This is a genomic window from Massilia sp. 05N420 (assembly GCF_056397205.1).
In genome coordinates this window covers 31,750-56,044 of sequence record NZ_JBFTMX010000025.1, presented here as the reverse complement: position 1 = coordinate 56,044, position 24,295 = coordinate 31,750, and the positions used below count along the sequence as shown (strand labels likewise).

Genomic DNA, 24,295 nt, shown 5'->3' with positions numbered 1-24,295 from the left:
GCGCCTCCTTGCGTGGTGTCCACATGTTGTTGCACATAAGCATCATGGCTGGAAAGGAAAAGTTTCCTAATTGCACTACATCGGCGACAATACAGCGGTCCGGCACCGCAATCGAGTTATCGACAAGACAACAAGGCTAGCCTAAAGCCTTTTGCCGGGCAAGCACGACCTGTCCGAAACGACAGCTGCCGGACCTCAAGAGAGAGCCAGACACGCGACCGCATTGTGTTTTTTAATGCTCTTGAGAATCTTTCAGTGATACATTGTCTTCGGTTTGGTACACTCGTGCGGCTCCACCGGAACCCGTCGTTTCGGCCAAGATAAGAAAGCAGATATTTTAATAATGCGCCCCGGTTCACCAGCAGCAGCGAACGAGGATCCGCGCCATGCGCAGACGGCCCACGGACTGGATGCGCTCATGGAGGCGGCGGGCGACATCGCGTTCCGGATCGACCCGTCCGGCCTGATCCGCCAGGCCAGCCGGCGTACCCTGCGCCTGCTCGGCGCCGCCGAACTCCGCGGCACCTCCCTGCCCTCCCTCGCGCTCGAAGCCGACCAGCCCGCGCTGCGCAACGCCATCGTCGACGCCACCGCGCGCGCCGAACCGGTGCTGGTCGAAGCCCGCCTGCGCGCCGGCGAAAAGGACACCTGGTTCGAACTGCGCGTCAGCCTGCTGGACGGCGACCCGGATCTGCTGGCGGTTGGCCGCGACATGTCGTCCCAGCGCGCCACCGAGCAGCGCCTGCGCCACATGGCGACCCACGACGCCCTCACCGAACTGCCGAACCGCCTGCTGCTGTCCGACCGCATCCGCATGGTGATCGCGAACGCCCGCCGCTCCGGCCAGGGCTTTTCGGTCGCCACCATCGGCCTGGACGGCTTCAAGAAAGTCAACGACGGCCTCGGCCACCCGGTCGGCGACGCCGTGCTGCGCATGGCCGCCGGCCGCCTGCGCAAGACCCTGCGCGATTCCGACACCCTGGCCCGCGTCGGCGGCGACGAATTCGTCGCGGTCCTGCCGGGCACCTTCAACGAAGCGCAGATCAAGCTGGTCACCGGACGCCTGCTGGCCGCGCTGCAGTCGCCGTTCGAGATCGACAGCCACACGGTCTACCTGGGCGCCTCGATCGGGGTCTCGGTCTACCCGGACCACGCCGAGGACGAGGTACGCCTGGTGGCCCTGGCCGACAGCGCGATGAGCCGCGCGAAGGAAACCGGCAAGGCCCGCACCGTCACCTACAGCGCACGCGAGAGCGGCCCGCCCCAGCACGACATCTCGCTCGAAGCCGCGATGTTCTCGGCGGTACGCGAGGGCGAGTTCATGCTGTACTACCAGCCGATCGTCAGCAGCCGCACGCGCCGCATCGAAGGGTTCGAGACCCTGATGCGCTGGAAGCATCCGACCCTCGGCATGGTGCCGCCGGTGCGCTTCATCCCGATCGCCGAGACCAATGGCCTGATCAACATGCTGGGCGCCTGGGCGCTGAAGTCCGCCCTGGTGCAGCTGCGCCAGTTCGAGGAAGTCGCCAAGCGCGACCTCTACATCTCGGTCAATATCAGCCCGCGCCAGTTCCGCAACGACCGCTTCCTCTCGGTGCTGGACGACGCCCTCGCCTTTTCCGGCGCGCCCGGCGACAAGCTGGTGCTCGAGATCACCGAGGGTACGCTGATGGTCGATCCGGCCCACGCCGAGAGCATCCTCGGCAAGATGGCCGAACGCCGCGCGCGCATCGCGATCGACGATTTCGGCACCGGCTACTCCTCGCTGGCCTACCTGAAACGCTTCCCCATTTCGGTACTGAAGATCGACCGCGCCTTCATCAAGGACCTGCCCGCGTCCGAGAAGGATGCGGCGATCTGCAACGCCGTGCTCGACCTGGCCAAGCACCTCGACCTGTCGGTGGTGGCCGAAGGCGTCGAGACCGAAGAACAACTCACCTACGTGGAGTCGCGCGGCTGCGACTACGTGCAGGGCTACCTGACCGGAAAACCCATGTCGGCGCACGTTGCCCTGGCCGCGCTGAAGGAAGACCTGTACACCGAGCTGCTGCCGGACGACCTGCGCGCGGGCACAACATGAACCAGACACTCCAACTCGAGCGCTCGCCGAAAGCGGACGCCACCCTCGCACTGCTGTGGGAACGCATCCGCCGCCGCGGCGACATGCCCGGCTTCACGCGCGCCATCAACGCCATCCTGGCCTCGATGCGCGGCGAAGACGAGCGCGATTTCTCCATGACCCAGACCGTCCTGTCCGACCCCGTGCTGACGCAGAAGGTGCTGCGCCTGGCGAACAGCGGCATGTACTCGGCATTCGGCCAACGCATCAACACCGTCTCGAAAGCCGTGCTGGTGCTGGGTACCGAAGCCATTGGCCACCTGGCGCTGGGCCTGAAGCTGATCGAGGAGCTGAGCAAGTCCACGCCGGATTCGCTGCAGGCCCACATCGAGATGGAAAAGGCGGTGCTGGCCGGGATGGTGGCCCAGCAGGTCGCATCCATGGCGGACGTGCGCGACCCCGAGGAAGCGGTGGTCTGCTCGATCCTGCACTCGCTGGGCCGGATGATGGTGACTTTCTACCTGCCGGAGCGCTGGACCCTGCTCCAGCAGGCCGCGAGCGAAGGCGCGGAAGACGCCGCCGCGCTGGACCAGCTCGGCCTCACCCTCGAACAGGTCGGCCGCGCCACGGCCGAACAGTGGGGCCTGCCGCGCAACCTGATCGCCGGCATGCGCCGGATCGAACCGGGCGAACGCGGCGACGGTTTCGGCCACGACGACTGGCTGGCAGYGCTGGGCACCATGTCCTCGCAGTGCGCCGAGTCGCTGTGGCATGGCGACGAGCAGGGGCTCGAGCAGGTCGCCCAGCTGGCCTCGAGCTTCGCGCCGATGCTGGGCATCGAGCCGGACCACATCGTCGGCGCCATCGAGCAGGCGAAGGTCGAAGCGGCCGACGCCCGGCCAGATGATGTCGATAGCGCTCGAGACGGCCTACCACGGCCTGTCGTTCACGCGCGCCTTCGGCTTCCTGCGTAGCCGCCGCGAGGGCAAGTACAGCGCCAAGATCGGCCTCGGCGACGGCGCCCGCACCCTGCAGCCGAATCTGGTGTTCGACGACGCCTACGAGCCGAACGTGTTCTTCGCCTCGCTCGGCAGCGACCGCGTGATCTTCATCGAGAACGCACGCGACCCGAAATTCGCCAGCAAGCTGCCCGGCTGGTGGAAAGGCGCCCTCGGCTCGGCGCGCTGCTTCGTGATCATCCCGCTGTGCACCCACGGCGAACCGGTCGGCTTCATCTACGGCGACTGGGACGACCGCTTCCCCCAGGTCTTCCTGAGCCAGACCGAATTCGGACTGCTGAACGATTTGCGGGCGCTGGTGGTGAAGTCGGTGGAGCGCAGGCAGCAGCTCGAGGCTGTCGCGACGCGCGCCTAAGCACCGCTACAATGCCGTCGCTCCCGCGACGGCGGGATAGTGCCCTTGGCACTCCCCCCGGTTTGTCAGTGTCTCGCCAGCGCAAGCAGAACCTGGGTCCCCGCCTTCGCGGGGACGACGGTAATCGAATCAGATACGCGGCGTGCTGACCCGCACATCCCCGCACTGGGCGCGATGCATCAGCGCATGATCGATCAGCACCAGCGCCAGCATCGCCTCGGCGATCGGCGTGGCGCGGATGCCGACGCAGGGATCGTGGCGGCCGAAGGTTTCGACGCTGACCGGGTTGCCGTCCTTGTCGATCGAGCGGCGCGGCGTGCGGATCGACGAGGTCGGCTTGATCGCGATCGAGACCGTGATGTCCTGGCCGGTCGAGATTCCGCCCAGCACGCCGCCGGCGTTGTTGCCGACGAAGCCTTCCGGGGTCAGCTCGTCGCCATGCTCGGAACCCTTCTGCGCCACCGACAGGAAGCCGGCGCCGATCTCGACGCCCTTCACTGCGTTAATGCCCATCATGGCGTAGGCGATGTCGGCGTCCAGCTTGTCGTACAGCGGCTGGCCGAGGCCGACCGGGACGTTCTTCGCCACCACGTCGATGCGCGCGCCGATCGAGTCGCCGGCGCGGCGCAGCTCGTCCATCGCGGTTTCCATGCGCGCGATCAGGTCGGCGTCCGAGGTCGCGGCGAAGAAGGGATTCGCATGCACGTGTTCGAAGGACTGGAACGGGACGGCGATGTCGCCGAGCTGGGACATGCAGCCCATGAACTCGGTGCCGTAGTGCTCGCGCAGCCACTTCCTGGCGATCGCGCCGGCGCCCACCACCGGCGCGGTCAGGCGCGCCGAGGAACGGCCGCCGCCGCGCGGGTCGCGCACGCCGTACTTGTGCCAGTAAGTGTAGTCGGCGTGGCCCGGACGGAAGGTGTCGGCGATGTTACCGTAGTCCTTGCTGCGCTGGTCCTCGTTCGGGATCAGCAGCGCGATCGGGGTGCCGGTGGTGACGCCCTCGTAGACGCCGGACAGGATCTGCACGCGGTCGGCTTCCTGGCGCTGGGTCACGTGGCGCGAGGTGCCTGGCTTGCGGCGGTCCAGCTCGGGCTGGATATCGGCCTCGGAAAGAGCGAGCCCTGGAGGGCAGCCATCGATGACGCAGCCGATGGCCGGGCCATGCGACTCGCCGAAAGTGGTGACGGAAAACAGCTTGCCAAAGGTATTGCCGGACATGGATGCGTGCGAGATAAGTAAACGGAATGGTCGATTCTACCAGCAGGACCCGGGCCATGGTGGAGAGGGGTGGTGGAACAACGCTTTCGATGTTGCCTTAAAGAATTTTTTTCTGTCGAGCTGGCAACTCAGATATACTAGATTTCATTGTTCCATGCCAACTTGGAGATACAGCAATGCCCGCACCGACGACGCCTCAGGGCCAGGCGCAGGACGACGAACTGGTGTTCGTCGACGAAGCGCCGACAGCCTCCGGCGGCGCCCCGGACAACGAAGCCGGCAGCGCCGGCGCGTGGCGGGTGCTGATCGTCGACGACGACGCCGACGTCCACTCGACGACCACCTTCGCCCTCGGCAGCCTCGAACTGCACGGCCGCAAGCTCGCTTTCCTGCATGCCTACTCGGCCGCCGAGGCGCGTGCCCTGCTGGAGCGCGAAGGCGACATCGCCGTGGTCCTGCTCGACGTCGTCATGGAAGAGGCGGACGCCGGCCTGCACCTGGTGCGGCACATCCGTGAAACCCTGGGCCGGCACGACCTGCGCATCATCCTGCGCACCGGCCAGCCCGGCTATGCGCCCGAGATGGACGCCATCCGCGGCTACGACATCAACGATTACCGGACCAAGTCCGAACTCACGCGCACCAAGCTCTACACCTCGGTGGCGTCGGCGATCCGCGCCTACGAGCAGATCCGCGCGCTGGAAGCGAGCCGCCAGGGCCTGGCCGAAGTGGTGCGCGCCAACGCCGAGCTGATGGCGCAGCGCACGGTCGGCGGCATGGCCGACGGCATCCTGCGCGAAGCGGCGCGCCTGATCGGCCAGCCCGCGCCCGGCCTGATGTGCTCCTGCCTCGGCGGCCCGCAGGCGGCGGCATGGCAGGTGCTGGCAGCCAGCCGCGACAAGGCCGCGCTGGCGCCGGGAGGCATGCTGCCCGCGGGCGGCGACGGCGCCGCGGCGGCGATCCGCCAGACCCTGCTCGAACAACGCCACATCTTCGGCGAGCGCTACCTCACCCTTTATTTCGGCGGCAAGGCCCACTGCGATTTCGCCACCTGGATCGAGCTGGAACGTCCGCTGGATCCCCTGCGCCGCGGCCTGCTGGAGCTGTTCGCGTCGAATATCGCGGTCGGCCTCGACAACGTGGCCCTGCTGACCGACCTCCAGCGCGCCGCCTTCTACGACCCGCTGACCGGCCTGCCGAACCGCACCCGCCTGGTCGAACTGATCGATGAAGGCATCAGCCGCAACACCAACGTGGCGGACGAGGTCCTGTGCCTGGTCGACCTCGACCACTTTGCCGAGATCAACGACGCCCTCGGCCACCAGTTCGGCGATGCCCTGCTGGTCGCGGTGGCCCAGCGCCTGCGCGCCCGGCTCCATTCGCGCCTGCAGCTGGCGCGCATCGGCAGCGACATCTTCTGCGTGCTGGGCGACTCCGCCGAGGTCGATCCGGAAGCGATCCGCGCCCTGTTCGCGGCGCCCTTCTCGATCGAGGGCCAGGACCTGCAGGTCTCGATCACGCTCGGCCTGGTGCGCCTGATGGAGCACGACGGCAGCGGCGCCGACGCCCTCAAGGACGCCGACATCGCCCTCAAGCGCGCCAAGAGCCGCCAGCGCGGCGGCCATTTCTACTTCTCGCGCGGCATGGGCGTCGAGATCCGCGAACGGGTGCGCCTGATGCACGCACTGCGCAGCGGCTTCGCGCGCGGCGAACTGTTCCTGGCCTTCCAGCCCCAGGTGGAACTGGGCGCCCACCGCCCCTTCGGCGCCGAAGCCCTGCTGCGCTGGCGCACCGAGGACGGACGCCTGGTACCGCCCGACCGCTTCATCCCGATCGCCGAATCATCGGGCCTGATCATCGAGATCGGCGAATGGGTGCTGCGCCAGGCCTGCGCCGAGCTGATGCGCCTGCGCGCGGCCGGCTACCTGGACTTCACGATGTCGATCAACGTGTCCCAGGTGCAGTTCCGCCACCCGGGCTTCCTCGACATGCTGCGCCAGGCGCTGGTGGACACCGGCGCGCCGCCGGAGCGAGTCGAGCTGGAAATCACGGAATCGATGGCGATGGAAGAGCCGGACCTGCTGATCGAGCGCCTCGCCGCGATCAAGCGCACCGGCGTCTCGATCGCGATCGACGACTTCGGCACCGGCTTCTCGTCGCTGTCCTACCTGCAGCGCCTGCAGGTCGACCGCCTGAAGATCGACCGCGCCTTCGTCACCGAGATCACGGGCTCGGCGCGCGGCAGCAGCATTGCTGAAATGGTGATCGAGCTGGGACGCAACCTCGGGCTGTCGATCATCGCCGAAGGCGTCGAGGACGAGCGCCAGGCGCAGATCCTGCAGGCGCTGGGCTGCCCGCTGGCGCAGGGCTTCCTGTTCTCGCGGCCGCTGGCGCCGGAGCAGCTGCTGGAGTGGCTGGGGGCGGATGCGCTGACGCGCGCGGCTTGAATATCAACTACGTCGTTCCCGCGGAGGCGGGAACCCAAGTGCGCCGCGAACTGAGGACGCCTGCCTGCACTACTCAAGCAAACCTGGATCCCCGCCTGCGCGGGGATGACGGTCTTCAGGCCAACACTTAGTCGTCAGCCGCCTGTTCCGCCGGCCAATCCCGGATATACGCCTTCAACATCCGGTTCTCGAAACTTTGCGCCTCCAGCACCGCCTTGGCGACGTCATAGAACGAGATCACGCCCAGCAGGGTGCGGGCATTCATTACCGGCAGGTAGCGCGCATGCTTTTCCAGCATGATGCGGCGCACCTCGTTGACCTCGGTGTCCGGGGTCACGGTGATCGGGCTGTCGTCCATGTGCTTGCGCACGCTGCCGGCGGCGGTTGCGCTGCCGAAGGTATTGACGGCCTGGATCACTTCGCGGAAGGTCAGCATGCCGACCAGGTCGCCGTATTCCATTACCACCAGAGAACCGATATCGCGCTCCGCCATCGTCGCCGCGGCGTCGGCCAGCGGCGTGTCCGGAGACACCGTGTAAAGGATATCGCCTTTCACCTGCAGGATTTCAGATACTTTCATAGTGGTCACCATGTCGTGGGTACGTGGTACGGGAGCGCTGGGAACGAGAGAGCTGGACACTGGATTCGGAGGTACTTGGACCTTATTCAACACATAACGCCGACTCTAGCCTATGCCTTCCGAAAAAGCCATACTTGCGCGCTAACAAACTTGCGCAAATGATGATTTAAAGCCACTCGCGATGTCGCATTGCTATCGGCTGGTGGTAGGATGCCGCTCGTCACCATCACTACGGATGAACAGATCATGAGCGGTCCCAGGTATCCCGGCTTCGACACCCTGTCCCTGCACGCCGGCGCCAGCCCCGACCCGGCCACCGGCGCGCGCGCCACACCGGTGTATTTCACGTCCTCGTTCGCGTTCCGCGATGCGGACCACGCGGCCTCGCTGTTCAATATGGAACGCGCCGGCCACGTCTATTCCCGCCTCTCGAACCCGACCAATGCCGTGCTCGAGGAGCGTATCGCCGCCCTCGAAGGCGGCGTGGCCGGCATCGCCACCGCCAGCGGCCAGGCCGCGCTGCACCTGGGCCTGTCCACCATCGCAGGCGCCGGCAGCCACGTGGTCGCCTCGCGCGCCCTCTACGGCGGCTCGCACAACCTGCTTGCCTACACCCTCAAGCGCTTCGGCATCGAGACCAGCTTCGTCGATCCGCGCGACCTCGACGCCTGGCGCGCCGCGATCCGGCCCGAAACCAAGGTGCTGTTCGGCGAAACCCTGGGCAACCCGGGCTTGGACGTGCTCGACATCCCGCGCGTGGCGGCACTGGCCCACGAGCACGACCTGCCGCTGATGGTCGACGCCACCCTGAGTACGCCCTGGCTCCTGAGACCCTTCGATCACGGCGCCGATCTGGTGTTCCACTCGGCCACGAAATTCCTGTGCGGGCACGGCACCGCGATCGGCGGCCTGCTGGTCGACGGCGGCAGCTTCGACTGGCAGCGCGCCCATGCGCGCACGGGACGCTTCGCCGAACTGTGCGAGCCTTATGAGGGCTTCCACGGCATGGTGTTTGCCGAGGAATCGACGGTCGGCGCCTTCGCCCTGCGCGCGCGGCGCGAAGGCTTGCGCGACTTCGGTGCGGCGATGAGCCCGCACAATGCCTTCGCCATCCTGCAAGGCATCGAAACCCTGGGCCTGCGCATGGAGCGCCACGTGGCCAACGCGCGCAAGCTGGTCGAATTCCTGGTGAGCCATCCGGCGGTGGAATCGGTGGTCTGGCCCGAGCTCGAAAGCCATCCCGACCACGAGCTGGCGAAGACCCTGCTGCCGCGCGGCTGCGGCGGCGTGTTCTCCTTCCACCTGCGCGGCGGACGCGCGGCCGGCAAGCGCTTCATCGACGCTTTGCGCCTGTTCTCGCACCTGGCCAACGTCGGCGATGCGAAATCGCTGGCGATCCACCCCGCCTCGACCACACACTTCCGGGTCCCTGCCGACCAACTGGCCGCGGCCGGGGTCGGCGAAGGCATGATCCGCATCTCAAGCGGCCTCGAAGATGCCGACGACCTGATCGAAGACCTGACGCGCGGGCTGAAGCTGGCCCAGAAGGGAGCCTGAAATGATCTACGAGATCAACGGCGCTCCAGCCTACAGCTACACCGGCGGCAAGGCCTTCGATGCCCGGCAGCCCACCATCGTCTTCCTGCACGGCGCCCAGAACGACCACTCGGTGTGGGCCCTGCAGAGCCGCTACTTTGCCTGGCACGGCTGGAACGTGCTGGCGCCCGACCTGCCCGGCCACGGCCGCAGCGGCGGCCAAGCCCTCGACAGCGTCGAGTCTATGGCCGACTGGCTGCTGGCCCTGCTGGATGCGGCGGGCGCCGGCCAGGCCGTGCTGGCCGGCCACAGCATGGGCTCATTGATTGCGCTGGAAGCCGCCCACCGCGCGCCCGGCCGGGTGACGGGCTTGGCCCTGCTCGGCACGACCTGGCCGATGAAGGTATCCGACGCCCTCCTCGCCGCCTCGAAGGACCGGCTGCAGGAGGCGATCGACATGGTCAATATCTGGTCGCACACCGGCCCCCTGCCGCGCCCGGCCTGCCCGGCGCCCGGCTTTTCCGTCACGGGCCTGTCGCGCCGCCTGATGCAGCGCCTGGCCGAGCAGAACCCGGACCAGCTCTTCCTCACCGACTTTTCGGCCTGTAATGCCTACGTCAACGGCGGCGCGGCGGCCGCCGGAATCAGTTGCCCGACCCTGTTCGTTCTGGGCGCGCGCGACGTCATGACTCCGCCGCGTTCCGCGCAGGCGCTGACGTCGGCCATCGGGCATGGCAAAATCGTCACCGTGGATGCCGGCCACGCCATGATGGCCGAGCAGCCCGACGCAGTCCTCGACGCGCTGATCGCCTTCGCCGGCAGACAATGAGAGGAGACCTTCAGATGGCGGCCGTTCGCTACAGCAGCTTTGCGGAGTTCTATCCCTGCTACCTGACCCAGCACGACAACCGCCTGTGCCGGCGCGCCCATTTCATCGGGACCTCGTCGGCCATCGCCGCGATCGCCCAGTACCTCGACAGCCTGAATGCCTGGTGGCTGCTGTTCGCACTGGTGAGCGGTTATGGCGGGGCCTGGATCGGCCACTTCGTCTACGAAAAGAACCGCCCGGCGAGCTTCGGCAATCCCTGGTGGTCGTTCCGGGCCGACTGGGTAATGTACTGGCAGATGCTGACCGGAAAGCTCAGCTGGTAACGTTGACGAGGCTCAGCAGGCCATCGGCCGAAGCCTGCTTCAGGTCGGCATCGGCGGCGGCGACCGCCTCCTTGGTCAGCTCGGCGGCATCCTGCACGCCGAAAGCCTGGTTGCGGCCGGCCGTCTTGGCCAGATAGAGGCAGAGGTCCGCCAAGTGGACCAGCTGTTCCCAGCCGGGGGCGGCCTCATTGTCGGCCGGGTTCGGGCAGAAGCCGATCGATACCGTGACGGTCAGCTCGCGCTCCTCGGCGACGATGGCGGTGCCGGACACCGACGCCAGCAAGCGGCCGCAGACCTTGCGTGCCTCGTCGGTGGCGACGCCGGGCAGGTAGGCCAGGAATTCCTCGCCGCCCCAGCGGATCAGCACATCCTGTTCGCGCAGCGCGCCCGCCAGGCGCGAGGCCACGTTTTTCAGGACCACGTCGCCGGCGCCATGGCCGAAGCGGTCGTTGATCGACTTGAAGTGGTCGACGTCGAGCAGCAGGAAGACGCCGCCGCCCTTGGCCTCGCCGCGGCTGCGCTGGGCGTGCAGTTGCGGCACGACCTGCTCGTAGAAGTAGTGGCGGTTGAACAGGCCGGTGAGCGAGTCGCGGGTGCTCTGCAGGAACAGCTGTTCGTTCTTCAGCTTCAGCGTGGCGTTCGCCTTCCTGACGCGGGCGTACAGCAAGGCAATCAGGGCCACCGCGGCCAGGGTCGTCGCGCTGAGCAGCACCCACATGCTGCGCAGGCGCTTGACGTTGGCCAGTTCGGCCGCCTTCAGCTCGCTTTCGTGGTGCAGCGCGCTCAACTCGGCCTGCTTCTTCTGGACCGCATAGGCGCGCTGCAGCGCCTGGTAGGACAGCTGCTTTTCCTTGCGCCAGGCGGCCAGCGAGACCGAGCCGGCCTTTTCGTAGATCGTCAGCGCGTCGTCGCCCCAGCCGACCTGGTTCAGCGCGTGGCCGTAATCCAGCAGCATGCGCACATAGCGCTCGTCGCCCTGCATGCCGGCCAGCGCCTTGTCGACCATGGCGCGGCCGCCGGCGATGTTGCGGAAATAGATGGTGGCGATGCCGAGCTGGAAGGATGCGAGGCGACTGCCGGTGTCGTCCTCGAACTCGCGCGCGATCCGCAGCGCCGCTTCGCTGGTGCGGGCGGCCTCGCCGAAACGGCGGGACTGGATATAGAGTTCGGCCAGGTTCGCCATCGGCACGGCCAGGCTCTCGCGGGCCTGGAGTTTTTCGAGGGTCTCGACGGCCGCCAGCAAGGCCTTCTCGGCGCGCTTCTGGTTGCCGGCGCGGGCGGCGGCCGCGTATTCCGTCAGCCTGGCGTGGGCCAGCTGGGCCGGGATGCCGCGGCTCCTGGCGATGGAAACCAGTTCGTCGGTCAGGGACAGGGCCTGGGCCGCGCCGGCAGTGCCATTGCCGGCCAGCAGGCGCACCTGTTCGCGCAGCGCCATCGACAAGGCGTCCGGGTCGCCGCCCGCGCGCGCCAGTGCGACCGCGCGCGCCATGAAGTCGAGGGCGTCGTCGACGCGGCCTTCCTGGTCGGCCAGCAGGCCCTGGGCGACCAGGGCGCGGGTCTGCAGGTGGACATCGCGGCTGTCGGCGGCCAGCGCGGCGCCGTCCTCGACGAGGCGACGCGCCGCATCCTGGTCGTGTACCAGCCTGGACAGCACCAGGCCGTGGCTGAGCATGGCCTTGGCCAGCAGGTTATCGTCGCGGGATTCGCGGGCTATCTGTTCCGCCTGGACGGCGGCATCGAGGGCTTCGTGCTTCCTGCCGCGCCAGAACCATGCGCGGCTGCTTTCCACCAGGACCAGGCCCAGCTGCGGTCCGCTGCGCCCTTGCTTCAGGATATCGAGCCTGCGCAGGGCGTCGAGGGGCATGACATAGGCTTCCTCGCGGGCATTGATCAGCTCGTGATTGAATTCGTACTGGTCGTCGCCGGCATGGGCCAGCGCAGTCCAGCACAGGAACAGCAGGCCCAAGAGGAAGCGGCGCACAACCATGTGGTCTCCAAACGTATGCCGCCAATAGTAACATCGGGCAACGTTTGATTCCACAATTCAACTGTATCCGTAGCGAAACAGAAACGGAACCGTTGGTGAACAGGCTATTTAACAACAAAATGGTCCGCCAAGCTCTGGTCCAGCCCGCGCTCCACGGCCGCCTCGACCCGGCGCGCCAGCGCCGCCGTATCCAGCGCCAGCGGCGAGTTCTGCGCAGTCTCGACAGCCCCCGTTCCCGGCGCAGGCGGGCCCTCGACCCCGGCGCCGCCGAACACGAACAGGCGGTAGACGTCGGACAGGCGGACCAGGCCTGGGTCGACCAACAGAACCCAGCCGTCGCCGCCTTCGCGCGCGCCGCGGCCCCAGATCGCCTTGACGGACTCCTCCGCGTGCACCCGGCCCACCCAGCCCGCCGCCACCATCTGATCCAGCAGCAGGGACATCTCGTCGTAGCCGATGCGGGTGTGGGCGCGGATCTGGGCGCCGGTCGCCAGCGCGGTGCCGGTGGTCGCGGCGGCGCCGTGGAGCACCTTCAGGATCGCCATCGCATCGACGAAGGCGCCGCCCGGCAGCGGTTCATACCACCAGCGCTCGTACTTCACCACCGGCAGCGCGGCGGTGAGCAGCGCGCCCACCAGGGTGATCAGCCAGGACAGATACATCCACAGCAGGAACAGCGGCAGCGCCGCCAGCGCGCCGTAGATGATGGCGTAGGTCGGGAACTGGCGGATGAAGATGGCGAACACGCGCTTGGCGATCTCGAAGGCGACCGCCGCCACCAGCCCGCCCCACAGGGCGTCGCGCCAGTCGACCCAGCGGTTCGGCACCGTCATGTAGAGCAGCGTGTAGGCGCCGGTGGTCAGCGCCACCGACATGGCGGTATAGAACAGGGTGCCGATGAAGGGAACGGCGCTCATCAGGCCCGTGGTGGCGCTGAACAGCTGGGAAGTAAGGGTCAGCGAGATGCCGAACAGCAGCGGCCCGAGCGTCACCAGGGCCCAGTAGATCAGCACCCGCTGCACCAGCGGCCGCGGGCGCTTGACCCGCCAGATCTGGTTGAACGCGCGCTCGATCATGCCGATCATGGCCGCCGTGGTCAGCACCAGGGCCACCGCGCCCACCGCCGACAGCTTGGTCGCCTTGCTGGCGAACTGGGTCAGGTTCGAGGTGATCGTGTTCGCGATCGCCTTCGGCATCACCATCTGCACGAAGTAATGGTCGAGGGAGGAGCGCAGCTGGCCGAAGATCGGAAAGGTGGTGAAGATCGCCAGCACGATGGTCAGCAGCGGCACCAGGGCCAGCGTGGTGGTGAAGGTGAGGCTGCCCGCCACCTGCGGCAGCTTCTCGGTCAGCAGGCGGCGGCGCGCGAAGCGCACCAGGTCGCGCACCTCGGCCCAGGTCAGGCCGCGCACCTTGTCGACGCCGACGTTGATCATCTCGCTGGTGGAACGGGAAATACTGGAGACGGTTTTGGAAAGCATTGGACCCTGGTAGCGGCGCGCGGTCATGTCGCGCTTCGTGTCATATTATAAAGCGCCCTATAATACCAACGATGAACCCAACCAATCCGATCATCCTCGTCCTCTATTACTCTCGACATGGCAAGACACGCAAGCTCGCCGAACTCATTGCCCAGGGCGTGGAAAGCGTCCCCGGCGCGGAGGCGCGCCTGCGCACCGTGCCGGCGGTGTCGACGGTGGCCGAAGCCACCGAGCCGGACATCCCACGAAGCGGCGCTCCCTATGTCGAGCTCGAGGACCTGGCGGAATGCGCCGGACTGGCCCTGGGTTCGCCCACCCGGTTCGGCAATATGGCGGCGGCGATGAAGTACTTCCTCGACGGGACCTCGGCACAGTGGCTGTCCGGCACCCTGTCGGGCAAGCCGGCTGCCGTCTTCACCTCCACCGGCAGCCTGCACGGCGGCCAGGAATCGACCCTGCTGTCGATGATGATTCCGCTGCTGCACCACGGCATGATGGTGATGGGCCTGCCCTACACCATGCCGGAACTGATGACCACCGAAAGCGGCGGCAGCCCCTACGGCGCGACCCACTGGTCCGGCGTGGACGGCAACCGGCCGATCACGGACGACGAGAAGCGGCTCGCGATCGCGCTGGGCCGGCGCCTGGCGCTGGCGAGCCGCAATCTGCAGGGGATGGAGTAGGACATGCAAGTGCATCGGGTATTCCATACGGGGGCGGTGACCAGCCTGGTCATCCTGTGCGTCTGGCTGCTTGCCTGGGAAATCGTAGTCGCCCCGCTGCATCCGGGCGGCTCTCTGCTGGCGCTGAAAGCGCTGCCGCTGCTGCTGCCGCTGCGCGGCGTGATCAAACGCGACCTGTACACGCTGCAGTGGTCGTCGATGGTCATCCTCATCTACTTCGTCGAAGGCGTGGTGCGGGCCTGGAGTGACAAGACCGACATCTCGCGCATCATGGCGCTGGGCGAGGTGCTGCTGGTCGTCTCCTATTTCATGTTCGCCCTGCTCTACCTGCGCCCCTACAAGAAGCAGGCCCAGAAGCTGGCGAAGGAGTTGCTCGACAAGGTAAAAGTACCGCATGACTGATTCCGTATCCGATCTCTTCCTGGCGCATTGCCGCGAGCTGATCGGCGTCGAGCACGTCCTCACCGGCGAGGCCGACGTCGCCCCCTACCTGACCGACTGGCGCGGCCGCTTCACCGGCCGTGCGCGCGCCGTGCTGCGCCCCCTCGACGCCGCCCAGGTGGCCGGCCTGGTGCGCCTGTGCGCCGCCCACCGCGTGCCCGTCGTGCCGCAGGGCGGACGCACCGGCCTGGTGGTCGGCAGCGTGCCGGACGAATCCGGCCATGCCGTGGTGCTGTCGCTGCGCCGCCTGAACCGCATCCGCGCCATCGATCCGGTCAACCGCACCATGACGGTGGACGCCGGCTGCATCCTGCACGACATCCAGCAGGCCGCGAGCGATCACGGCATGCTGTTCCCGCTGTCGCTGGCGGCGGAGGGCAGCTGCACCATCGGCGGCAACCTKGCGACGAATGCCGGCGGCACCGGCGTCCTGCGCTACGGGAACACGCGCGAACTCTGCCTCGGCCTCGAAGTCGTCACCGCCCGCGGCGAGCTGTGGGACGGCCTGCGCGGCCTGCGCAAGGACAATACCGGCTACGACCTGCGCGACCTGTACATCGGCGCCGAAGGCACCCTCGGCGTGATCACCGGCGCCGTGCTCAAGCTCTTCCCGCAGCCGAAGGCCGGCATCACCGCCCTGGTGGCGCTGTCCAGCTGCCGCGATGCCCTGGGGCTGCTGGGCATGGCCCAGGACACCGCCGGCCCGACCCTGACCGGCTACGAGCTGATGAGCGACGTCTGCCTGCGCCTGGTCGGCAAGCACTTCCCCGACCTGCCGCGGCCCTTCCCGCAGCGCCATCCCGAGTACGCCTTGCTCGAACTGTCCAGCCACGAGTCGGAGCAGCACGCGGTGCGCCTGCTGGAAGAGACCATCGAGCGCGCGCTGGAAGCCGGCCTGGCCCAGGATGCCGTGGTGGCGACCTCGATCGCCCAGTCGCGCGCCCTGTGGGCGATCCGCGAGCACATCCCGCTGGCCCAGGCCGCGGACGGCAAGAACATCAAGCACGACATCTCGGTCCCGATCTCGCGCATCGCCGATTTCGTCGAAAAGACCGACGTCCTGCTCGAACACGCCTGGCCGGGCGTGCAGGTGGTGTGCTTCGGCCACCTGGGCGACGGCAACCTGCACTACAACATCGCGCCGCCCGAGGGCACCCCGCACGAAGCCTTCCTCGCCTACCAGGGCGACGTCAACCGCATCGTGCACGACAACGTGGCGGCCTTCGGCGGATCGATTTCCGCCGAGCACGGCATCGGCGCCCTGAAGCGCGACGAACTGCCGCGCTACAAGACCCAGGTCGAACTCGACCTGATGCGTGCCATCAAGGCAGCCCTGGACCCGCTCGGCATCATGAACCCTGGCAAAATTCTTTGACCGGAGATCCTTCATGATGCGCCATTTCCTCCTCCTCGCCGCCACCCTGCTGCCGGCCGCCGTCCAGGCCCAGGACGTGTACAAATGTACGCACGAGGGCAAGACCAGCTACGGCGACCAGCCCTGCGCGCAAGGCGCGTCGACAGCCCTGCCGCCGGCGCCGGCCGGCATCTCGATCTCGGACCAGATCGGTCCGCAGGGCGGCGACGCCCGCACCCTGCTGGAACTGGAAAAGGCCCGCATCGCCCGCGAGAAGGCGGCGGAGAAGCAGGGCCGCGTCGAGGTCCGGCAAGCGCGTGCAGTCCAGGCCCAGCGCAAGAAATGCGACAAGCTGCGCCTGCGCCACAAATGGGCGGAAGAAGACCTGGCCCATACCGCGCACGGGCCGAAGCATGAGGCGGCGCGCATCAAGCTGAGGCGCCAGGCCGAAACCCTGGCGGTGGAATGTCCGGCCTAGGGCTGCTGTCGCGCTGGCTGCTGTTCGGCGAGTGGCGCGCGCATCCGATGCGCGCCCTGCTCGCCGTCGCCGCGATCGCGGTCGGCGTCGCCATGGGCTTCGCCATCCACCTGATCAATGCCGCCGCCTTCAACGAATTCTCGGCCGCCATCCAGAGCCTGGCAGGCCAGGCCGACCTGCAGGTGCGCGGGCGTGAAGCCCAGTTCGACGAAAGCATCTATCCGCGCCTGGCCACGCATGAAGGCGTGGCGCTGGCCTCGCCCGTGCTGGAACTCGATGCCGCATTGGCCGGCAGGCCGGGTTCGCTGAAGGTCGTCGGCCTCGACGCCCTGCGCGCCGGCTACGTCTCGCCCGACCTGGCCGGCGTGCCGCAAAAGGGCCGTGGCGCCGACGTGCTGGCCGACGACACCATCTTCCTTTCGCCCGCCGCCCAGAACTGGCTCGGCGCGCAGGCCGGCGCCACCCTGATGCTGCGCGCCGGCACCCGGAACGTGCCGCTGCGCGTGGCCGGCCCCATCCTGCGCGCCCGCAGCGGCCAGCGCCTGGGCGTGATGGACATCGGCGCCCTGCAGTGGCGCTTCCACCAGCTCGGCAAGCTGTCGCGCATCGACCTCAAGCTGCGCGACGGCGTCGACCGCGCCGCCTTCGAGGGCGGCCTGGCACGCGAGCTGGAACGCGATTTCCCGGGCCGCTTCACGGTGGCGGCACCGAACGACGCCAACCAGGAGAGCCGCAACAATAATCTCAGCCGCGCCTACCGCGTCAACCTGACGGTGCTGGCCTTGGTGGCCCTGTTCACCGGCGCCTTCCTGGTGTTCTCGACCCAGGCCCTGTCGGTGCTGCGGCGGCGCAGCCAGTTCGCGCTGCTGCGGGTGCTGGGCCTGCCGCGCCGCCTCCTGCTGCGCCAGGTGCTGCTCGAAGGCGCCAGCCTCGGCGTGATAGGCGCCCTGCTCGGCATCGCCGCGGGTTACGGACTGGCGGCGGCCGCGCTGGCCTTCTTCGGCGGCGACCTCGGCGCCGGCTACTTCCCCGGCGTGAAGCCGACCGTCCACTTCACGCCGGTGGCGGCGAGCGTGTTCTTCCTGCTCGGCCTGGGCGTGGCCCTGCTGGGCTGCGCGGCGCCGGCCTGGGAAGCGGCGCGCGCCCGGCCCGCCGTCGCCCTCAAGTCCGGCAACGACGAGACCGCGTTGGCCCGCCTGGCGCGCATCTGGCCCTCGCTGCTCTGCCTCGGCGCGGCCGCAGCCTGCGCCTTCGCCCCGCCGGTGTTCGAGCTGCCGCTGTTCGGCTATCTTGCAGTGGCCCTGCTGCTGATCGGCGGGATCGGCCTGATGCCGCGCCTGGCGGCCAGCAGCTTCCGCTTTCTGAACCGCCTGCACATGCGGCGCGGCTCAGGCCATCCGGAACGCGCGCCTTCGCCGGTGCTGTCGCTGGCGCTGGCGCGGCTCGCCAATGCGCCGGGCCAGGCATCGATCGCCCTGGGCGGCGTGCTGGCCAGCTTCAGCCTGATGGTAGCGATGGGCATCATGGTGGCCAGCTTCCGCGTCTCGGTGGACGACTGGATGCTGCACATCCTGCCGGCCGACCTCTACGTGCGCACCGCCAGCGGCGGCAATACCGGCGGCCTCGGACCCGCCGAACAGGCGGCGATCGCCGCGCTGCCGGGCGTCGCGCAGGCAGCCTTCCTGCGCACCCGCCCGCTGTCGCTCGACCCGGCGCGGCCGAACATCAGCCTGGTCGCGCGCGATATCGATGCCGCCGACCCGGGCCGCCTGCTGGCCCTGGTCGGCGCGAGCGCTCCGGCGCCGGCCGGCGAACTGCCGGCATGGGTGTCGGAAGCCATGAGCGACCTGTACGGCATGCATGCCGGCCAGCGGATCGAACTGCCGCTGGGCGGCCGCAAGCAAGTCTTCTTCATCGCCGGCGTCTGGCGCGACTATGCCAACCAGTCCGGTTCGGCAATCGTCAGGCTGGCGGACTACCGCCGCCTGACCGGCGACACCACCGTCACCGATGCCGCGCTGTGGGCCGCCGACGGCACGCAGCCGGAATCCATCGCCGCGCGGCTGCGCGCCCTGCCCTTCGGCGCCAGCCTGCAACTGGCCAGCCCCGGCGAGATCCGCGCCGCCAGCCTGCGCATCTTCGACCGCAGCTTCGCCGTCACCTATCTGCTGGAGGCGATCGCGATCGCCATCGGCCTGTCCGGGGTGGCCGCCACCTTCTCGGCCCAGACCCTGGCGCGCGCCCGCGAATTCGGCATGCTGCGCCACGTGGGCGTGTCGCGCGGCCAGGTGCTGCGCATCCTGGCGCTGGAAGGCGGCTCGCTGACCGTGCTGGGCGTGGCCACCGGCTTCGCCCTCGGCCTGCTCATCAGCCTGATCCTGGTCTACGTGGTGAACCCGCAATCCTTCCACTGGACCATGCAGCTGCACCTGCCCTGGTCCCTGCTCGGCAGCGTGGCCGCGGTGCTGGTGGCGGCCTCGGTCGCCACCGCGCTGGTGTCGGGCCGCTATGCGCTGTCCGGCGGGCCGGTGCGCGCCGTGCGGGAGGACTGGTGATGCGCCTGCTCTGCCTGCTGATCGCCATGCTGTCCCTGCTGGCCGGCGCCGCCCTTGCGGGCCCGCCGCAATTCGCGCCGGTGACGCCCGGCCGCGCCCTCGTGTTCCCGCAGGACTATGGCGCCCATCCCGGGCACCGCACCGAATGGTGGTACGTGACCGGCTGGCTGAACACGCCTGACGGCAAGCCGCTCGGCTTCCAGGTCACATTCTTTCGCAGCCGCACCGAACACGATCCGGATAATCCCAGCGCCTTCGCGCCGAAGCAGCTGGTGATCGGCCACGCCGCCCTGTCCGATCCGGCTGCCGGCCACCTGCTGCACGACCAGCGCAGCGCGCGCGAAGGCTTCGGCCTGGCATGGGCGAAAACCGGCGATACCGACGTCAAGCTCGAAGACTGGCGCATGCGGCGCGGGCCGGACGGCCGCTACCTGGTCTCGGTCCGCGGCGGCCAGCTGGCCTTCGAACTGCAGCTCACGCCGACCCAGCCGGTGCTGCTCGAAGGCGAGGCCGGGTTTTCGCGCAAGGGCCCGCAAGCCGGGCACGCCAGTTATTATTACAGCGAGCCCCACCTGGCAGTGTCGGGCACGGTGACCAGCAGGGGCAAGCCGGTATCGGTCAAGGGCACGGCCTGGCTCGACCACGAATGGTCCAGCCAGGTGCTGGACACGAATGCGGCCGGCTGGGACTGGACCGGGATCAATCTGGATGACGGCGGCGCCCTGATGGCCTTCCAGATCCGCGCCAGGGATGGCGCCAAGCTGTGGGCCCACGCCACCCTGCGCGATGGCGCCGGCCGCCTGAGCCAGTTCGGCCCGGACCAGGTCGGCTTTGCGCCGCAGACGCGCTGGAAATCGCCGCGCACCGGCGCCACCTACCCGGTGGCGACCACGATCACGACCGGCGCGCTGCGCTGGCTGCTGAAGCCGCTGCAGCCGGACCAGGAACTCGACTCGCGCCGCTCGACCGGCGCCGTGTACTGGGAAGGCGCGGTGACGGTGGAGCGCGACGGCCGCCAGCTGGGCCGCGGCTACCTCGAGCTGACCGGCTACCTCGACCCAATGAAACTTTGAAGCACTCCGACAACAAGAAGCCAAGAGACATGAGTAAAAGCACTACCAGTTCCAACGATGCGGTCAGCCGCAAGGGCACCTTTGCCGCCCTCGCCGGCCTCTTCCCCTTCCTGCGCCCCTACCGCCGCCAGTTCGTGCTGGCCGGGATCGCCCTGCTGGTCGCCGCCGGCGCCACCCTGGCCATCCCCTACGCCTTCAAGCAGATGATCGACCACGGCTTCGGCGCCGCGGCCGGCGGCAAGAGCATCGCCAACGTCAACGCCACCTTCCTCGCCCTGTTCGGGGTGGCGGCGGTGCTGGGGGTGGCGACCGCCGCCCGCTTCTACATGGTGTCCTGGCTGGGCGAGCGCGTGACGGCCGATATCCGCAGCGCCGTCTACTCCCACGTGGTCCGGCAAAGCCCGGAATTCTTCGAAACCACCCGCACCGGCGAAGTGCTGTCGAGGCTCACCACCGACACCACCCTGATCCAGGCCGTGGTCGGCACCAGCATCTCGCTGGCGCTGCGCAACAGCCTGCTGTTCGTGGGCGGACTGGCCATGCTGTTCGTGACCAGCGCCAAGCTCACCTCCATCATCCTCGGCCTGCTGGTGCTGGTGGTGGTGCCGATCGTGCTGTTCGGCCGCCGCGTGCGCAAGCTGTCGCGCGACTCCCAGGACCGCATCGCCGACGCCTCGGCGCTGGCCGGCGAGATCCTCAACGCCATGCCCACCGTACAGTCCTTCACCGGCGAGCGGCGCGAAGCCCAGCGTTTCGGCGCTTCCGTCGAACACGCCTTCCACACCGCGATGCGGCGTATTCGCGCGCGCTCCATCCTCACCATGCTGGCCATCGTACTGGTGTTCGGTACCATCGTCTTCGTGTTGTGGCTGGGCGCCCACGCGGTGCTGGAAGGCTCGATGACGGGCGGCGACCTCGGCCAGTTCATCCTGTATGCCTCGATCGTCTCCGGCGCCGTGGGCGCCCTGTCCGAAGTGATGGGCGAAGCCCAGCGCGCGGCCGGCGCCGCCGAGCGCCTGCTGGAACTGCTGGCCCTTCGCTCCAGCATCGAGAGCCCGCTGCAGCCGAAGCCGCTGCCGGCGCGCCAGGCCGCCGGCAGCTCGCTGCAGCTGGCCGGCGTCGGCTTCTCCTATCCCTCGCGTCCCGACCACGCAGCGCTATCCCACCTCGACCTGAACATCAAGCCGGGCGAGACGGTCGCCATCGTCGGCCCCTCCGGCGCCGGCAAGACCACCCTGTTCCAGCTGCTGCTGCGCTTCTACGATCCGCAGTCGGGCGCGATCCTGCTGGACGGCGTCGACATCCGCGACCTCGACCTGCACGTGCTGCGCAACGCGATCGGCATCGTGCCCCAGGACACGGTGATCTTCTCGGCCGACGCGATGGAAAACATCCGCTACGGCCGGCCGGAGGCCAGCGACGCCGAAGTGATCGCGGCGGCGAAGATGGCGGCCGCCCACGAATTCATCGAACGCCTGCCCGAGGGCTACGGCTCCTACCTGGGCGAGCGCGGCGTGCGCCTGTCCGGCGGCCAGCGCCAGCGCATCGCGATCGCGCGGGCGCTGCTCAAGAATCCGCCGCTGCTGCTGCTGGACGAAGCCACCAGCGCCCTCGACGCCGAATCCGAGCGCCTGGTGCAGAGCGCCCTGGAAGYGGCGATGGTCGGCCGCACCACCCTCATCATCGCCCACCGCCTGGCCACCGTGCAGCGCGCCGACCGCATCATCGTGATGGAGGACGGCCGCATCGTCGAGACCGGGACCCACGCCTCGCTGGTGGCGCTGGGCGGCATCTATGCGAACCTGGCGGCGCTGCAGTTCCATCATGTGCAAGTAGTCCACTGAGCACCCGAGCGCTCCCGGCGCCCGGGGCCGCCCTTTCCGGTCCCGGCAGTTCGGTGTAGAGTGGCGCGGTTGACCAGACCGATCCACTGGAGCCCCCCTTGAGCGATACCGAACTGCTTGCACGCTGCACCACCGTCCTCCCCGSCCACCGCGCCCGCCGCCCGGCCGAGATGTTCTCCGCCATGGCCGCCTGGTGCGAAGCCAAGGGCATCCAGCACGACGTCTACGGCGAAGGCGCCGTGGTCCAGGACTTCGAACGCAAGGTCGCCGAACTGCTCGGCTTCGAAGCGGCCGTCTTCTGCATTTCCGGCACCATGACCCAGGTGACCGCCCTGCGCCTGGCCGCGATGGACCGTGGCATGGCGCCGGTGGCCCTGCACCCGACTTCGCACATCTTCGTGCACGAGCAGTCGAACTACCAGCTTCTGAACCACTTCGCCGCGCTGTCGGTCGGCGAGCGCCACCGTCCCTGGACCGCGGCCGACATCACCGGCATTCCGGAACGGCTGTCCGCCGTCGGCCTCGAGATCCCGATGCGCGAGATCGGCGGCCAGCTCTCCAGCTGGGACGAACTGCAGGCGATCAAGGCGCACTGCCGCGCGAAGGGCATCCACCTGCACATGGACGGCGCGCGCCTGTGGGAAGCGGCGGCCGGTTATGGCCGTCCGCTGGCCGAGATCGCAGCCGGCTTCGATTCGGTCTACGTCTCGCTGTACAAGGGTATCGGCGGCGTCGGTGGTGCGATGCTGCTGGGGACGCGCGAATTCGTGGCCCGTGCCGCCAAATGGTTCGCGCGCCAGGGCGGCAAGCTGGTGCACCAGAGCCCCTACGTGGTGGCGGCGGCAATGCAGTTCGATGCGCGCCTGGCCAGCATGCCGGCGCTGTTCGAGCGCACCCGCTTCGTGTACGAGGTACTGGCCGAGCATCCGGTCCTGAAGCTCAATCCGGCGGCGCCCCAGGCCAATATGCTGCACGTGCACCTGCCGGTCGGCCGCGAGCGCGCGCTCGAGATCCGCCGCAAACTGGCGGCCGAGCACGGGCTGTGGATCTTCCACCGCATCAGCCACGGCGTGCTGCCCGACACCTCCTACTTCGAACTCTACGTGGGCGACAATCTCCTCGAAGCGCCCGACGGACGTGTGCGTGAGGCGGCGGCGCTGCTGGCGGCCGAGGTGCAGGCGGCGATCGGTTAAAATGCCGGATCATCAACCCGCTTTACACCGAAACCCCGATGCGCCAATACACAGACCTCATGCGCCATGTCCGCGACCATGGCACGGTCAAGCTGGATCGCACCGGTACCGGCACGCGTTCCGTGTTCGGCTACCAGATGCGATTCAACCTCCAGGACGGCTTCCCGCTGGTGACGACCAAGAAGGTGCACCTGAAGTCGATCATCCATGAACTCATCTGGTTCCTGAACGGTTCGACCAATATCGCCTACCTGAACGAGAACGGCGTCTCGATCTGGGACGARTGGGCCGAYGAGAACGGCAACCTGGGCCCGATCTACGGCTACCAGTGGCGCAGCTGGCCGGCGCCGGACGGTTCGCACATCGACCAGGTCAGCCAGGTGCTGGACCAGATCAGGAACAATCCGGATTCGCGCCGCATGATCGTCTCCGCCTGGAACGTCGCCGACGTACCGCAGATGAAGCTGCCGCCCTGCCACGCCTTCTTCCAGTTCTACGTGGCCGAAGGCAAGCTGTCCTGCCAGCTCTACCAGCGCAGCGCCGACATCTTCCTCGGCGTACCCTTCAATATCGCTTCCTACGCCCTGCTGACCCACATGATGGCCCAGCAGGCCGGCCTGGAAGTGGGCGACTTCATCTGGACCGGCGGCGACTGCCACCTGTACGCGAACCACATGGAACAGGTCGAGCTGCAGCTGTCTCGCGAAGAACGCCCGCTGCCGAAGCTGGTCATCCGCCGCAAGCCGGAGTCGCTGTTCGACTACAAGTTCGACGACTTCGAGGTGGTCGGCTACGATCCGCATCCCGCGATCAAGGCCCCGGTGGCGGTGTAATCCC

At 68.1% G+C, this 24,295-nt stretch carries 20 protein-coding genes; 16 read left to right on the top strand and 4 right to left on the bottom strand.

The window, feature by feature from the left end; all coding sequences use genetic code 11:
• Positions 1–343 precede the first annotated feature (343 nt).
• The 3 genes from AC1DIX_RS17055 to AC1DIX_RS17045 are packed head-to-tail and all read left to right on the top strand — an operon-like array spanning position 344 to position 3,433.
• Positions 344–2,080: a putative bifunctional diguanylate cyclase/phosphodiesterase gene (locus AC1DIX_RS17055; RefSeq protein WP_477325942.1), complete on the top strand. Its 1,737-nt coding sequence runs from the start codon at positions 344–346 to the stop codon at positions 2,078–2,080.
• Entirely contained in the window at positions 2,077–3,033 is a 957-nt protein-coding gene (locus tag AC1DIX_RS17050; RefSeq protein ID WP_477325940.1) for an HDOD domain-containing protein, read from the top strand. Before AC1DIX_RS17055 ends, AC1DIX_RS17050 begins: the two co-directional genes overlap by 4 nt.
• A complete protein-coding gene (locus AC1DIX_RS17045; protein WP_477325938.1) occupies positions 2,963–3,433 on the top strand; it encodes a hypothetical protein in 471 nt (156 codons plus the stop codon). The genes AC1DIX_RS17050 and AC1DIX_RS17045 overlap by 71 nt, the downstream gene beginning before the upstream one ends.
• A gap of 129 nt (positions 3,434–3,562) precedes the next feature.
• Here the strand turns inward: AC1DIX_RS17045 and aroC are convergent, their stop codons facing one another.
• Entirely contained in the window at positions 3,563–4,654 is a 1,092-nt protein-coding gene (aroC, locus tag AC1DIX_RS17040) for a chorismate synthase (RefSeq protein WP_442122063.1), read from the bottom strand.
• A 176-nt stretch (positions 4,655–4,830) separates the two neighbouring features.
• Between aroC and AC1DIX_RS17035 the strand changes: the two genes are divergently transcribed.
• Entirely contained in the window at positions 4,831–7,101 is a 2,271-nt protein-coding gene (locus AC1DIX_RS17035) for a putative bifunctional diguanylate cyclase/phosphodiesterase (protein WP_477325936.1), read from the top strand.
• Between the two features lie 127 nt (positions 7,102–7,228).
• Here the strand turns inward: AC1DIX_RS17035 and AC1DIX_RS17030 are convergent, their stop codons facing one another.
• Complete coding sequence (locus AC1DIX_RS17030; protein ID WP_442122061.1) at positions 7,229–7,681, bottom strand: CBS domain-containing protein; 453 nt, start codon at positions 7,679–7,681, stop codon at positions 7,229–7,231.
• Positions 7,682–7,927: 246 nt separating this feature from the next.
• Between AC1DIX_RS17030 and AC1DIX_RS17025 the strand changes: the two genes are divergently transcribed.
• From AC1DIX_RS17025 to AC1DIX_RS17015, 3 genes are read left to right on the top strand one after another with little or no spacing between them, the layout of a single operon-like run.
• Positions 7,928–9,238 carry an O-acetylhomoserine aminocarboxypropyltransferase gene (locus tag AC1DIX_RS17025; RefSeq protein WP_442122060.1) on the top strand — a complete coding sequence of 437 codons (1,311 nt, stop codon included), beginning with the start codon at positions 7,928–7,930 and terminating at the stop codon, positions 9,236–9,238.
• A gap of 1 nt (position 9,239) precedes the next feature.
• Positions 9,240–10,046, top strand: coding sequence for an alpha/beta fold hydrolase (locus AC1DIX_RS17020; RefSeq protein WP_477325934.1), 807 nt, complete (start codon positions 9,240–9,242; stop codon positions 10,044–10,046).
• 14 nt (positions 10,047–10,060) lie between these two features.
• Positions 10,061–10,369, top strand: coding sequence for an Mpo1-like protein (locus AC1DIX_RS17015; RefSeq protein ID WP_477325932.1), 309 nt, complete (start codon positions 10,061–10,063; stop codon positions 10,367–10,369).
• Here AC1DIX_RS17015 and AC1DIX_RS17010 read toward each other — a convergent pair.
• Complete coding sequence (locus AC1DIX_RS17010) at positions 10,359–12,356, bottom strand: GGDEF domain-containing protein (RefSeq protein WP_477325930.1); 1,998 nt, start codon at positions 12,354–12,356, stop codon at positions 10,359–10,361. The genes AC1DIX_RS17015 and AC1DIX_RS17010 overlap by 11 nt on opposite strands.
• Positions 12,357–12,460: 104 nt before the next feature.
• Positions 12,461–13,837, bottom strand: coding sequence for a YihY family inner membrane protein (locus AC1DIX_RS17005; RefSeq protein ID WP_477325928.1), 1,377 nt, complete (start codon positions 13,835–13,837; stop codon positions 12,461–12,463).
• A gap of 71 nt (positions 13,838–13,908) precedes the next feature.
• On the opposite strand from AC1DIX_RS17005, the gene wrbA reads away from it, so the two are divergent.
• The 9 genes from wrbA to thyA all read left to right on the top strand — a co-directional run bounded on the left by wrbA (position 13,909) and on the right by thyA (position 24,291).
• The gene (gene wrbA, locus AC1DIX_RS17000) at positions 13,909–14,520 is read left to right on the top strand and encodes an NAD(P)H:quinone oxidoreductase (protein ID WP_047825946.1); all 612 of its coding nucleotides are present in this window, start codon (positions 13,909–13,911) and stop codon (positions 14,518–14,520) included.
• 3 nt (positions 14,521–14,523) lie between these two features.
• Positions 14,524–14,922, top strand: a complete 399-nt coding sequence (locus tag AC1DIX_RS16995) for a DUF2069 domain-containing protein (RefSeq protein ID WP_477325925.1) — start codon at positions 14,524–14,526, stop codon at positions 14,920–14,922.
• Complete coding sequence (locus AC1DIX_RS16990) at positions 14,915–16,336, top strand: FAD-binding oxidoreductase (protein ID WP_477325923.1); 1,422 nt, start codon at positions 14,915–14,917, stop codon at positions 16,334–16,336. Before AC1DIX_RS16995 ends, AC1DIX_RS16990 begins: the two co-directional genes overlap by 8 nt.
• Before the next feature lie 13 nt (positions 16,337–16,349).
• Complete coding sequence (locus tag AC1DIX_RS16985; protein WP_477325921.1) at positions 16,350–16,793, top strand: DUF4124 domain-containing protein; 444 nt, start codon at positions 16,350–16,352, stop codon at positions 16,791–16,793.
• A complete protein-coding gene (locus AC1DIX_RS16980) occupies positions 16,781–19,348 on the top strand; it encodes an ABC transporter permease (RefSeq protein WP_477325919.1) in 2,568 nt (855 codons plus the stop codon). The genes AC1DIX_RS16985 and AC1DIX_RS16980 overlap by 13 nt, the downstream gene beginning before the upstream one ends.
• On the top strand, positions 19,348–20,421 hold the full coding sequence (locus tag AC1DIX_RS16975) for a lipocalin-like domain-containing protein (protein ID WP_477326028.1): 1,074 nt from the start codon (positions 19,348–19,350) through the stop codon (positions 20,419–20,421). Before AC1DIX_RS16980 ends, AC1DIX_RS16975 begins: the two co-directional genes overlap by 1 nt.
• A gap of 29 nt (positions 20,422–20,450) precedes the next feature.
• Complete coding sequence (locus AC1DIX_RS16970; RefSeq protein WP_477325917.1) at positions 20,451–22,265, top strand: ABC transporter transmembrane domain-containing protein; 1,815 nt, start codon at positions 20,451–20,453, stop codon at positions 22,263–22,265.
• A gap of 98 nt (positions 22,266–22,363) precedes the next feature.
• On the top strand, positions 22,364–23,458 hold the full coding sequence (locus AC1DIX_RS16965; protein WP_477325915.1) for a threonine aldolase family protein: 1,095 nt from the start codon (positions 22,364–22,366) through the stop codon (positions 23,456–23,458).
• 38 nt (positions 23,459–23,496) lie between these two features.
• Entirely contained in the window at positions 23,497–24,291 is a 795-nt protein-coding gene (thyA, locus tag AC1DIX_RS16960) for a thymidylate synthase (RefSeq protein ID WP_477325913.1), read from the top strand.
• The last annotated feature ends 4 nt before the right edge of the window (positions 24,292–24,295 follow it).